This is a genomic window from Winogradskyella aurantia (genome assembly GCF_002266855.1).
Classification (GTDB): Bacteria; Bacteroidota; Bacteroidia; order Flavobacteriales; family Flavobacteriaceae; genus Winogradskyella; species Winogradskyella aurantia.
This window is the reverse complement of the sequence record NZ_NGJN01000001.1, coordinates 159,369-173,296: the sequence shown is the minus strand read 5'-3', so window position 1 is coordinate 173,296 and position 13,928 is coordinate 159,369. Positions and strand designations below refer to the sequence as shown.

Here is a 13,928-nt window from a genome sequence, read left to right as displayed (position 1 = left end):
ATTTACTGATGTCTATTAGCTAGTAGTGGTGGCGGTTCACCTGTAAAGGGATTCCAACGACTGATGGTTTTGGCCTCCATACCTGCGGCATTAATTACGGCTCTATCTCCATAGCGCTTACGCATTTTGTCAATCGCTTTACACAGATTAAGCTGTGTCTCATCATCTTGGAATAAATTGATTTGGTGCCCTCCTTCTACCAAATGGCTAAAACGCACACCGACAAGTCTTACCAATAATCTGCGATTGTACAATTTTTTAAATAAGTCTAGTACTATAGGAATGATATTATGGTCCATTGCAGTATATGGAATACGCTGTTGCTGGGTATAGGTTTGAAAATCGGAATACCGAATCTTAAAGGTAATACAAGCCGTAAGTTTATTACCGCGCCGCAATTGATAGGCTAAATTTTCTGCCATAGCAATGACCAAACCTTTCAGCTTGTAGATATTGGTGGTGTCTTGCCCAAAGGTGCGCTCGGTAGAAATAGACTTACGTTCATGATACTGTATCACAGGAGAGTTGTCTATACCATTGGCTTTTTTCCAGATAACCAAACCATTTTTACCTAGAACTTTGTGCATGAGCTCCATGGGCATATCTTGTATGGTCTTAATGCGTTTTACACCTAAGTCGCAGAGTGATTTATAGGTCACTTTCCCAACCATAGGTATTTTTTTAACGGATAGTGGAGCCAAGAATGGTTTTTCTGTGCCGTTAAGAATTCTAATTTCATTATTGGGCTTGGCCTCACCAGTAGCGATTTTAGATACGGTTTTGTTAATAGATAAGCCAAAGGAAATAGGTAAGCCTGTTTCATGTATGATTTTTTGGCGCAGTTCTGAGGCTAATTTGTGACAGCCAAAAAACTTGTCCATACCTGTAAGATCGATATAAAATTCATCAACAGAAGACTTTTCATACATAGGAACGTTTTCTTTAATGATATCTGTAACCTCATTTGAAAACTTAGTGTAGGTTCCTGTATTTCCTCGAAGTACAATAGCTTCTGGACAAAGTTGTTTTGCCATACGCATGGGCATGGCAGAATGCACACCAAATTTTCGGGCTTCATAACTACATGACGCTACAACACCTCTATCGCTAGTACCACCAATAAGTATTGGCCGACCTTCCAAACGACTGTCTAAACGTCGTTCACAGGACACGAAAAAAGTATCTAAATCCATATGTACAATAGACCGGTTTTGGTTCATGAGGCTTTTAGTTTTTTATCGGAATACCTAGGGTCTTCAATAATCGCCAAGCGTTCTAATTTTGAAACTTCAACTGTTACACAATCAAATTCTATCATAACCTTACCGATAATTTCATAAACACCTTTACCTCTAAACGGATACTTAGCAGCTACTGGTGGAAAGTGAACCGTATCTATAAAATCGCCATCACGGTCTAAGAATGTACCAAAGTGCATCAGTTTTCTGTTAGACGTTTTGGTTTGTTTTGTAGTTACCAGATAGCCTTCAATACTAACGGTCTTACCTTCCAACTGCTCTAAATCTTTGGCTCGTAAGCTGTTTGTGGATGGTTTTTCCAATAAATCAAACGGATTGCATAAGGGGAAGCCCAACAATTCAATTTCATCAAACGCATTTTCTAGTGTTGTGCTCGGCAATTCGGGTGTGCTGTAATTGATGCGCTCAGTTTTGAATAAGGTTACAACTTCTTCCTGAATAGAGGTTTTATTAATTTTTAAGTGAGCTTCCCAGAGCAATTCACGTTTATTAGCGTCAGTAAACCTAAAGGCATTAATCTTAATTAAGATGGTGATTTGTTCTATGGAAATAGGAACACGTTCAATAAAATCATCAAGAGACTTAAAACCACCTCCAGTCTCACGTACTTTAAGAATACGAGAAATGGTCTTAGACTCTAAGGACTGTAAAAACATAAAGCCTAGATAAATGACGTTATCCTTAATTACAGCTTGGTTCTGTGAGTTGTTGATGCAAGGTGCTTCAATGCTGCCGCCATGCATGCGTGCCTCGTGCACATAGAATTCGGTACTGTAAAAACCGCCAAAATTATTAATGGTGGCTACCATATATTCTAATGGGTAATAGGCCTTTAAAAATAGACTTTGATAACTTTCTACGGCATAAGATGCTGAGTGGCCTTTAGCAAATGCGTAACCTGCAAAACTTTCAATCTGTCGCCAAATTTCGGCTGTGATATCTTCGGGTTTTCCATCGTTTAGGCAGTTGTTAAAAAATTGCTGTTTTACTTTTAAAAACTCATCTCTAGAGCGAAACTTGCCAGACATACCACGACGTAACATATCCGCTTCACCAAGTGTAAGACCACCAAAATGATGCGCTACTTTAATAACATCTTCCTGATAAACCATAACACCGTAGGTCTCTGGCATTATTTCGCGCAATATGGGATGGGCTTCTTTTCGTTTTTCAGGATAGCGGTAGCGTAAGATGTACTGGCGCATCATACCAGATTTAGAGACACCAGGTCTAATGACTGAACTTGCGGCTACCAAGCCTAAATAATTATCAACCTGCAATTTCTTTAATAGCATACGCATGGCAGGCGATTCTACATAAAAACAACCAATGGCCTTAGCATTGCGCAACAAATATTTAATACGCTGGTCTTGCTTAAAGCGCTTAATATCGTGAATGTCTATGGGAGGTTGTTTAGGGTGATTGTAGGCAATGATTTCTGTTGCTTCTTTAATTTTACCTAAGCCACGTTGACTTAAAATATCAAACTTGTACAGACCAATATCTTCGGCCACAACCATATCAAATTGAGTGGTTGCAAAGCCTTTAGGAGGCATAAAGGTTGCGGTGTAGTAGTGTATAGGCTTCTCTGAGATTAAAATACCACCAGCATGTATCCCGAGGTAGTTGGGAAACCCTTCAATATATATGCTGTATTTAATAACTAGCTGTGATAGTCTATCTAGTTTAGCTATCTGATATTTACCCCCTGTAAGACCGTCTATTTCGGCTTTTGGCAAACCAAATACTTTTCCTAATTCCCGTACCGAAGCTCTAAACTTAAAGGTGTTATAAACGGCCAATAATGCGGTATGCTTAAAACGCTTAAAAATGAACTGTGTAATATCCTCACGGTCGCGCCAAGAGAAATCAATATCAAAGTCTGGTGGATTGGTACGAAACAGGTTTATAAAACGCTCAAAATACAAATCCAACTCTACAGGGTCAACATCTGTAATTCGCAATAAATAGGCGATGATACTGTTGGCGCCACTACCACGACCCACATAAAAATAGCCTTTGCTACGTGCGTATTTTAGAATTTTCCAGTTGATGAGAAAGTACGATACAAAGCCCTTTTCTTTTATGATAGTTAATTCTTTTTCAATACGCTTAAAAATGCGTTCCCCAGGTTTTTTATAACGATAGTACAAACCATCATAACTCAGCTTTTTAAGCAGTTTAAAATCTAACTCAGCATTGTTAGTATAAGAATGTTGATTTTTTGGTGCTTTACTAGAAAAATCAAAATGTATGCTGCAGTGTTTTAAAAGCGTATTGGTATTGTCAATAAGTTCAGGATAATCATCGTAGATATTGCATAAACTATCGTAAGGCAACATGGTATGCTGAGGTTGACCTTCTTCAGACTTTGGGAGTTTACTCAATAAGGTATTATTATCTATAGCCCTTAACAAACGGTGTGTGTTGAATCCCTTTTTATTTTGAAAGGATACTGTTTTAAGGACAACCAACTTTTCGCGGAACTGGTTCCATTTTGAAAATTTTAAATGGTTGAGGTCTTCAGGGGCAATACCTAAAAATTCATTGGATTTTAGGTTGAAGCGTTTCCCTTTTTTATAGGGATAAATCACAAAACAATCGTCTAAAATCGTATCAGGTCGTTCAGGGATGTCCAAATCTTGGTTATGCAAAAATTGCGATAAATAAACATTCATATGCTGAAACCCCAGATTACTTTTGGCAATAAGGATAAATTGCTGTTGTACTCCGTTTCTAAAATCAACACCAAGCACAGGTTTTATCTTGTACTTTTTTGATAAGCGCATCACATCTAAACACGCTGAAGTACTATTGATATCAGTCAGCGCCAAGGTTTGTACACCATTTTCTGAAGCAATAGCGAGTAATTGCTCAGGTTTTATAGTACCGTAGCGCAAGCTGTAATATGTGTGACAGTTTAAATACATATGATTAACAAAATTAGCTACTATTTGTAGTAAGTATTGCTTATATTTGTAGCAAATAGTGTTAAAGTTACTCCAGCATGAAACCCGTTCAAACTAACATAAAGCATCTCAGGACCTTACGAAAACTATCGCAAGAGCGTTTTGCAGATGAGCTTAATTGGACGCGCTCAATTGTTGGGGCTTATGAGGAAGGCCGTTCGGAACCACCGATAGACCGTTTGATAGAGCTCTCTAATTATTTTGATATTCCTATAGATATTTTGGTAAAAAAAGATTTGCGAAAAGCCAAAGACACCTCCTTTATTGAGGTAGGCAATAAGCGTATCTTATTTCCAATAACGGTAAATGAGGATAATCAGGATTTAATAGAAATCATTCCAGCAAAAGCAACAGCAGGGTATTTATCGGGCTATGACGACCCGGAATATATTGAGCAATTACAAAAGATTAAATTGCCTTTTTTGCCTACGGGGACACATAGAGCTTTCCCTATAAAAGGTGACTCTATGTTACCTGTAAAAGATGGGTCTTTTATAGTTGCAAAATTTATTGAGGATATTAATGATATTAAAAATGGAAGAACCTATGTGGTACTCACAAAGCATGATGGGTTGGTCTATAAGCGCGTTTATACCCCAGAAAACGACCCCCAAAATTTGCTGTTAAGTTCAGACAATAAAGCGTATAAACCTTATTTGACAGATAAAGATGATATTTTGGAGCTCTGGGAATTTACATGTTGCATCAATACTCAAGAGTATGATGAAAAAGAGCTTAAACTAAGCAGTATTATGACCATGTTTCAAGAGCTGAAAGTAGAATTGGAAGCTGTAGGAAAATTTTAATTTATTGAAAGTCAACAAAATAATTTTAAAAAAGTTAAGACTTTGTTAAAAAATTAGTTATATTCGTCCCTAACTAACCAAAACAATGAATTAAAATGGGAAAGCTTAATCAAGATTTTCACTATCACAGAGCCTTCGACTTTATTGCGTTATTGGTGTTTTTACTTTTCCTAGCATTCTTTGCTAAGTCAATCATTACAGTAATGGGTGCTTTTGAAACGGAAGTATATTCTAACACTATTGCCCAATTAGGAGGCTTCACTACTCCATAAAAAAAGCGTAAGATTTAATAAAAACCATACGCTTTAGAAAAGTATTTTATTTTAATAATTTAGTCGGCTAAGACGATAACTCTATTGTCTTTCATTTCAATAGTACCAGAGTTAATTGAAAGCCAAAAACCTTTGTCAGATTTTTTGAACTTAGCTTCAACCTCTTCATCTAGCTCAATACTACCAGCTATTTTCACATAACCTTCCTTTAAAATGGACACTACGGGAGCGTGATCTTTCAGCATTTCAAATTCACCATTAACACCAGGTACCGTGACAGAATCTACTTCGCCATTAAATAATGTTGCTTCGGGTGATACGATTTCTAAATACATATTTTATAGTATTGAGTTGTGTGTATTTGAGGTAGCATCTTCTATTTTAACACTACTCAAAGTCCCTTTATACTGTTTTAAGCTTCGGCTAACATTTTCTCACCAGCTTCAATAGCCTCTTCTATAGAACCCTTGAGGTTAAACGCAGCTTCAGGTAGGTGGTCTAACTCACCATCCATAATCATGTTAAAGCCTTTAATGGTTTCTTTAATGTCAACCAAAACACCAGGAATTCCTGTAAATTGCTCTGCTACGTGGAATGGTTGTGATAAGAAACGCTGTACACGTCTTGCTCTACCAACGGCCATTTTATCTTCTTCAGATAGTTCTTCCATACCAAGAATGGCAATAATGTCTTGTAATTCTTTGTAACGCTGTAATAACTCCTTTACACGTTGCGCACAATTATAGTGCTCATCTCCTAAAATATCAGCTGTTAAGATACGCGACGTAGAGTCTAATGGGTCTACCGCAGGGTATATACCAAGCTCAGCAATTTTACGAGATAAAACTGTTGTGGCATCCAAGTGGGCAAAAGTCGTTGCAGGAGCAGGATCTGTTAAATCATCCGCAGGCACGTAAACGGCTTGTACAGATGTAATAGAACCTTTTTTTGTAGAGGTAATACGTTCTTGCATGGCCCCCATTTCAGTTGCTAAGGTTGGTTGATAACCTACCGCAGAAGGCATACGACCTAATAAAGCAGATACCTCTGAACCAGCTTGTGTGAAACGGAATATATTGTCAACGAAGAATAATACGTCTTTTCCTTGAGCATCACCAGCCCCATCGCGGAAGAACTCAGCAATAGTCAAACCCGAAAGTGCAACACGTGCACGGGCTCCTGGAGGCTCATTCATCTGACCAAAAACGAAGGTTGCTTTAGAGTCTTTCATAGCCTCTTTATCTACCTTCTGTAAATCCCATCCGCCTTCTTCCATAGAGTGCATAAAGTCGTGACCATATTTAATAATGCCTGATTCTAACATCTCACGAAGTAAATCGTTTCCTTCACGAGTACGCTCACCAACACCAGCAAATACAGAAAGTCCACCATGTCCTTTGGCGATATTGTTAATCAGCTCTTGAATCAGTACTGTTTTACCAACGCCGGCACCACCAAACAACCCAATTTTACCACCTTTTGCATAAGGCTCAATTAAGTCGATTACTTTAATACCTGTAAATAAAACTTCAGTAGAGGTTGATAAATCTTCAAATTTAGGCGCTTCTCTGTGAATTGGAAGCCCATCTTTTCCAGCCTTGGGTAAATTCCCCAATCCATCAATTGCATCTCCAATGACATTGAAAAGACGTCCGTAAACATCCTCACCAATTGGCATTTGAATTGGAGCTCCAGTAGCCACAACTTCTGTGCCCCTGCTTAAGCCATCAGAAGAGTCCATAGCAATAGTACGCACGGTGTCTTCACCAATGTGAGATTGTACCTCTAAAACTAAAATAGAACCATCGGGTCTGCTTATCTCTAAAGAATCATAAATTCTTGGAAGTTCTGCATCAGTTCCGAATTCTACGTCAATAACCGGACCTACGATTTGTGCAACTTTACCTGTAACTTTTGACATTAGTTATATGTTTTTGTTTTGCAATAATTTAAATACGAAATTGCGAGCTGTTTTTCGCGCTGCAAAGATAGAGTTTTATTTAAAATAATAAAGGCTTTTTTAATTGCTTTTTTAAATAAAAAAACCACGTGTTTTGGCACGTGGTTTTAATTTTATTATACTGAAATTTATTGTAATAATGGTGAATAATTTGTCGGGAAATCTCCTGCTTGAGCAAAGTTCCCAGAAGCTTCAAAATTTGAGCCATAGGTCTCATCTATTGCTTCTAGAAAGGCATTGGCCATTAAGGCATAGCCTCTAGAGGTTAGATGAACTCCATCTAAACTTACCAGACCACCGACGACTAAATCTGTAGTCAAAGTATAGTCATCAAATACAATACCTGTAGAAGAAGCCTGCTCTAGAATAGAGTTTAAATCCACTAGTGCAAGACCATTTGAACTAGCTACTGTGGAAATTGTGGCATTGTAACCTTGTGTTGCACTGGCTATTTCATCTTGTTCTGACGGCAGCAATACCCATTTGTCTTCTAAAGGTAAGGTAACACCTTCGGTTGCGAATTGAGCTGCAACAGCACTAGAAAGGCCTTGAGTTTGAAGAAAAGCAGCAAAATCTTGGTTTACGGTACCTATAACCGAAGAACTTGGTAACACGAATAAATCATCTGCCGTCGCTTGTCTAGATTGGCCATAGATAAGACCTAATAAACCTGCTACTGGTTGTGCTGCTTCTGGAGGAAGTCCAAATTGTGCTAAGAACGCAGGAAAGCTAGGATTAGCCAAAAGAGTTTGTGTAATTAGAGGCGAAATATCTGCTAAGTTCTCATCAAAAACTACAACCGCATTCGCTGCTGTGTCTGAAAAAATAATCGATCTCTGTGCCGCATCATTAATAGCGCCTTGTGACTCTAAAAAGGCATATACTCCGTTCAATGCACCAAAGAGGTTATTCAATGTTGGAATTAATGGTCCAAAATCTTCATTTGATGGGTCCAATGGATTAAACGGAACTGACGTAAAATGAGATAAACTTGTAATATTTGGAATGTTACCTATAACGCCTTTGGCGCCATTTGCAGTTAAACCCGCAACAATAGCATTTATTGAGGCATCAAAAGTGCCTACAGGTGTGATAGGATTACTTCCGTCACCACCAGATAACGCATAGCCAAGGACATCATTTCCGCCTATTTCAGAAAGTGAGAAAAAAGTTGGGTCTTGGGCTATAGCCAATTCTAGAATTGTGGCATTGGGGGCATTACCCGTAACACGAACAGCGTATGGATTTGCGGCACTAGGTAAGTTTTGAATATTGCCATATCCTGGTGCCAATAAGTGAAAACTTTTTGACCCAGGGATACCTAGATTATTGAAAGGGCCAACAGGATTGTTGGTTGCTATGTCCGTAGTAACCGTTACAGGGCCAATTATCGATTCCAATGGTACAGGACCTGCACCACCAAAAACTAACCTTGGGTCTGCAATTCTATTACCCCCTAAGGCAAGACCTCCAATGTTATCATTCATAAAAGGTTGGGTAAAGGCACCTCCTCCTGCATTTGCAAACTTGTTCGCCATGATATTAGGAAAGGAGTTTTCCTGTGTTGCAATAAATAGACCTCCATCAGTAAAACCTGCCGTAAATGAAGCTCCAAGTGCTACGTAGTTAGAAAAATCGGCTTCACCAGCCGTTAGTTCCGGTAAGGGTTCCGTCTCTTGATTAACTCTATTTCTTAAATCGTCTAGTGTATCATTCTCGCAAGAGAATAGTCCCAAAAGGAGTAATGACAGTCCTATATATCTAATTCGTTTCATGTTTTATTCGTCTTAAGGGGTTATTATAAATTATTTATGGTAAGGGAAGCGTAATACATCGATCCAATAAAACCAGTTCCGAAGGCGGTGAAGTATTCATCTTGTAATAAATTGGTCGCTCCTAATTTTATAGTGGCTTTTAAACTTGGAATTCTATAATTGATTTGGGCATCCAAAACATTATATGCTGGAATTTCGCCATCACCGAAAGAGGATTCCCAGAAGAAATTATCGCTCCAACGCCATGAAGTGTTAAAACCAAAATTCTTAAACAACTCAGTCTTACCAAAAGACACTTTTACTTTGTGCTCTGGCGTATTGAAATTGGTTCTGAAATCTGGATTTGCTGCAACATCAAAATCAAGTTTTGCATAAGTGTAATTAGCGCTCAAATCAAATTCGTCGAAGACTTTGGCAGAAACTTGAATCGCAGCGCCATAAGAATTAACCTCTGCATCAGAATTGGTATAGGTTTGGTAGGCTTGGAAATCACCGTTAGCTATTGCAGCAACAGCTAGAGGTGTACTTGTTCCTGGGATAGTTTCAGTTAATTGAACATCACCATAAAAAGGTGCTATAACCGTTTCATTTGCTAGGAAATCCTGATAAGAATTGTAATAGGCAGAAGCGTCTATAATAATGTCGTTTAATTTACCTCTATATCCGACCTCAAATGAACTTACCTGTTCTGGCTGTGCAAGGTTAGAATTTGCAATTTCTAAATCAGCAGGATTACCGGATTGAGCAAAACCGTTGAGCACCGAACTTGCAAAGAAGGAGTTATTATATGCGCCAGTAGCATCTCTTGTAATTGACTGCTGACCTCCAAAAATATTATTTGCTGCAAAAGAACTTAACGTTCCGTCGTCAACATTGTAGGTTCTCAGATCTCGTGCTGGGTTGTCTGAAGCACCACCAACCAATATTGCGCGACCTACATCTAATCCTATGTACAAATCTTGAGTGGTAGGATTTCTAAAGCCCGTTTGGAATGACGCCCTAAAATTATGATTTTCGTTAACCGTAAATCCAGCTGAAAGTCTCGGAGAGAAGAAGCCATCGAACAGCTCTGACTTATCATAGCGTAGGGATCCTGTTAATTTTAACTCTACGCTCTCAGATAATTCTAAGGATCGCTGTAATTGTGTATAGAATCCAACTTCAGAATAAGTAATTGGGCCGTCAACATCCGTATATATTGTTCCGAATGAATTTAATCTGTATGTTCTAAAAGACCCACCAACTTGGATTTCTGCAAAATCCACCATATCTCCAAAATTGTAATTGGCATCAGCATGATAAATTTGCGAGTTATCTTGGAAACGCGAACCTGTTGTTAAATCTGGATCGTTAATGATTTGATTAAATGTATCCTGGAATTCTTGGGTCCCTGGTAATAAGCGACCTGTGTCTGCTGTTTGGCGAGCAACATTGTGTGCTTGATCACTTGTGAGCCCCCCTAAAGTTCCTTGAAGATAAGCCCCTACGTATTGTCCAAACCATGTGCTATCATCTTTCCAAGCTCTGTTTATATTGATACCTGTAAAGACCATATCATAAGAATCACCAGCTTTATCTTCAGTTATGTAACCTCTAACAAAGAAATTATCGTTTCTAATCTCGAGTTTGTGTTGCTGAAGAAAAAAGTTCTTTATGTTATAGCGATTGGCCCCTTGATAAATAGTGTTTCCAGAACCAATTTTTCCAACATATTGAATTTCAAAATCGTTTTCCCAAGGTCTGAAATAGAGCCCCCAATCTGCTTTGATACTTTCGGCATTGTAATTGGTTAAGTCCTGTTCGTTATAACCCGTTCTACTGACATTGACTGATGGAATTAAAGCACTTGAGCCAGATGGAATTATACCAAGGCCTTCAAGGGTTTCAGCAACGCCATTGATGTTTGTACTTACCTCGTCACCATAGACATTGATTCCGTCATAATCGATGTCTGCTCGGGTAAGACCTCTATTTAATTTATCTTCTTCGCTTGTGGCTGCCCAATCTGTTCCTTTTAAGTAGCCGAAGTTAACTTTTACAGCAAATTTTTCACTGAACTTATAAGCCATTCGGATACCTAAATCCGTGTAATCGTTGTCCCCAGCAGCTTCTTGGGAAGTAATACCTCGTTTTACATAACCACTAATACCTTGGTGATCGAAAGGGCTTTTACTGCGCATAAATAATATTCCGTTAAAGGCGTTTGCACCGTACAACGCCGATGCTGCTCCAGGTAACAATTCAACGCTCTGAACATCCGTCTCGGTCATTCCTAATAAATTTCCTAATGGGAAGTTAAGCGCTGGTGCCGAGTTGTCCATACCATCAACCAATTGCATAAAACGCGTATTTGCAAACGTTGCAAAACCTCTTGTGTTGATAGACTTAAATGTTAAACTATTCGTGTTAATATCAACTCCTTTTAGATTTTCCAAACCGTCGTAGAAGTCAACAGAAGCTGTATTTTTAATTTCCTTTAAACCAAAACGTTCAACGGTTACAGGCGATTCAAATATACGTTCGGGCGTTCTAGAGGCAGAGATGACCACCTCATCAAGCTGATTCCCCTCTTTTAATGTAATGTTTAAGGTTTGATTGTTGCTGGTTACCTCTAAGGTTTGATCTTCAAACCCTGTATAACTAACTCGTATTGAGAAAGGTGGATTTAAATCTGTGGTAATGGTATAATTACCATCGAAATCCGAAACGGTACCAGAGGTGGTACCAACTACAACGATGTTAGCTCCAGGTAAGGGTAACCCAGACTCATCTGTAACTTTACCCTTCACCGTGGATTGTGCAAACGATCCCACACAAAAGAGTAGTGTCAAAAGCTTTAATATTGTCTTCATTTTAGAGAATTAATTTTTATATAGCTAGCAATATAAATAAATATCATAAATTAAATAAGAAATTCTCAAAAAATGATATTGAAATAGTCTATCTGTTAAACGAGAAGGCCTTAAAATTAGTTAATCCCTAATTTTAAGGCCTATGAGATAGTGATTCATAAGAATATACTTACTCCACTGTTACAGATTTTGCCAAGTTTCTCGGTTGGTCCACATTCTTGCCAAGCATCACGGCAATATGATAAGACAATAATTGTAAAGGAATAGTCGTCAATAATGGTGTTAAACACTCTAAGGTTTCTGGCACTTCAATAACATGGTCTGCCAAGGCCTTAACGCTCTCGTCACCTTTTGTGACGATACCGATTATTTTGCCTTTTCTTGATTTAATCTCTTGGATATTACTCACCACTTTTTCATAGTGCCCTTTTTTGGTTGCTATAACAACAACTGGCATGTGCTCGTCAATTAGAGCAATGGGGCCATGTTTCATTTCGGCAGCAGGATAACCTTCGGCATGAATATATGAAATCTCTTTTAACTTCAATGCACCCTCTAGTGCTACAGGGAAATTATAACCGCGACCAAGGTATAAAAAGTTGGTAGCGTTTTTATAAATATCTGCAACAGTTTGAACGTATGCATCAGAAGACAGCGCTTCCTCAACTTTTCTTGGAATAGTTTCAAGCTCAATGAGATGATGTCTGAACTCCGAACTGGAAATAGTACCCTTTGCTCTGGCCAATCGAAGAGCCATTAAAGTCAATACTGTAATTTGAGTAGTAAAGGCTTTGGTTGACGCCACCCCAATTTCAGGTCCTGCATGTGTATACGCACCAGCATGAGATTCTCTTGCGATAGAAGATCCTACAACATTACAAACTCCAAATACAAAGGCACCTTTAGACTTAGCTAGTTTTATGGCTGCTAAGGTATCTGCCGTTTCACCAGATTGGGAAATAGCAATTACAACATCATTTTCAGTAATAACAGGATTTCTATATCTAAACTCAGAGGCATATTCCACCTCAACAGGAATTCTGGCAAGGTCTTCGAAAATATATTCTGCAACCAATCCCGCATGCCAAGAGGTGCCACAGGCCACAATGATAATACGATTGGCCGCAAGAAACTTTTTCATGTTATCTTCAACACCTACCATTTTAATTATAGCTTCATTTGTCAACAAGCGACCTCTAAAAGTGTCTAATATAGCACTAGGTTGCTCATAAATCTCTTTAAGCATAAAATGGTCGAAACCACCTTTTTCTATTTGTTCAAGGTTAAGTTGAAGTTCTTGTACATAAGGATCAACCAAACTGTCATCTTTTATTTTTCGAACCTTAACATTCTTACCTCTTCTAATAATTGCCATCTCTTCATCTTCAAGATAAATGGCATTTTTGGTATACTCAATGAAGGGTGAGGCATCACTTGCTATAAAAAACTCATCGTCACCTATGCCAATAGCTAAAGGACTACCTAATCTGGCAACAACTATTTCATTGGGTTTATTCTTGTCAAATACAGCAATGGCATACGCACCGACTACCTGATTTAAAGCAATTTGAACAGCTTTTCCTAATTTTATATTCTCGTGTTTTTTAACATCTTCAATTAAGTTGACAAGAACTTCGGTATCAGTATCAGACTTAAACGTATATCCTCTTTTTACAAGTTCTTTTTTTAAAGACTCGTAATTTTCAATAATTCCATTGTGAATAATTACCAAATCTCCAGAATTGGAATAGTGCGGATGCGAATTTACGTCATTGGGTACACCATGGGTTGCCCATCGTGTATGGCCAATACCAAGCGTGCCATTAGTTGTGATGTCAGCTTCAAGTTTGTTTTTTAAATCTGATACTTTCCCTTTTGTTTTGGAAAGTTTTATTTGTGTGCCATCATATAGAGCGATTCCAGCACTGTCATAGCCTCTATACTCCAGTCTTTGGAGTCCTTTGATTATAATTGGATAAGCCTCTCTATGACCTATATATCCTACAATTCCACACATAGGTTAATACTTTTTGGT

The 13,928-nt window shown here is 38.3% G+C and carries 9 protein-coding genes; 2 read left to right on the top strand and 7 right to left on the bottom strand.

Annotated features, from left to right (window positions below):
• Positions 1–2: 2 nt before the first annotated feature.
• Together dinB and CA834_RS00775 are read right to left on the bottom strand one after the other, a co-directional pair.
• On the bottom strand, positions 3–1,220 hold the full coding sequence (dinB, locus tag CA834_RS00780) for a DNA polymerase IV (RefSeq protein ID WP_094966756.1): 1,218 nt from the start codon (positions 1,218–1,220) through the stop codon (positions 3–5).
• On the bottom strand, positions 1,217–4,189 hold the full coding sequence (locus tag CA834_RS00775; RefSeq protein ID WP_094966755.1) for a DNA polymerase III subunit alpha: 2,973 nt from the start codon (positions 4,187–4,189) through the stop codon (positions 1,217–1,219). The genes dinB and CA834_RS00775 overlap by 4 nt, the downstream gene beginning before the upstream one ends.
• 77 nt (positions 4,190–4,266) lie before the next feature.
• On the opposite strand from CA834_RS00775, the gene CA834_RS00770 reads away from it, so the two are divergent.
• Both CA834_RS00770 and CA834_RS14595 read left to right on the top strand, forming a co-directional pair.
• Positions 4,267–5,034, top strand: coding sequence for an XRE family transcriptional regulator (locus CA834_RS00770; RefSeq protein WP_094966754.1), 768 nt, complete (start codon positions 4,267–4,269; stop codon positions 5,032–5,034).
• Between the two features lie 95 nt (positions 5,035–5,129).
• Entirely contained in the window at positions 5,130–5,306 is a 177-nt protein-coding gene (locus CA834_RS14595; protein WP_165764732.1) for a hypothetical protein, read from the top strand.
• Positions 5,307–5,365: 59 nt separating this feature from the next.
• Here the strand turns inward: CA834_RS14595 and CA834_RS00765 are convergent, their stop codons facing one another.
• The 5 genes from CA834_RS00765 to glmS all read right to left on the bottom strand — a co-directional run bounded on the left by CA834_RS00765 (position 5,366) and on the right by glmS (position 13,910).
• The gene (locus tag CA834_RS00765; protein WP_094966753.1) at positions 5,366–5,641 is read right to left on the bottom strand and encodes a F0F1 ATP synthase subunit epsilon; all 276 of its coding nucleotides are present in this window, start codon (positions 5,639–5,641) and stop codon (positions 5,366–5,368) included.
• A gap of 77 nt (positions 5,642–5,718) precedes the next feature.
• On the bottom strand, positions 5,719–7,227 hold the full coding sequence (gene atpD, locus CA834_RS00760) for a F0F1 ATP synthase subunit beta (protein ID WP_094966752.1): 1,509 nt from the start codon (positions 7,225–7,227) through the stop codon (positions 5,719–5,721).
• A 167-nt stretch (positions 7,228–7,394) separates the two neighbouring features.
• Complete coding sequence (locus CA834_RS00755; protein ID WP_094966751.1) at positions 7,395–9,041, bottom strand: SGNH/GDSL hydrolase family protein; 1,647 nt, start codon at positions 9,039–9,041, stop codon at positions 7,395–7,397.
• 23 nt (positions 9,042–9,064) lie between these two features.
• Positions 9,065–11,893, bottom strand: coding sequence for a TonB-dependent receptor (locus tag CA834_RS00750; protein WP_094966750.1), 2,829 nt, complete (start codon positions 11,891–11,893; stop codon positions 9,065–9,067).
• A 169-nt stretch (positions 11,894–12,062) separates the two neighbouring features.
• A complete protein-coding gene (gene glmS / locus CA834_RS00745) occupies positions 12,063–13,910 on the bottom strand; it encodes a glutamine--fructose-6-phosphate transaminase (isomerizing) (RefSeq protein ID WP_094966749.1) in 1,848 nt (615 codons plus the stop codon).
• Positions 13,911–13,928 lie beyond the last annotated feature (18 nt).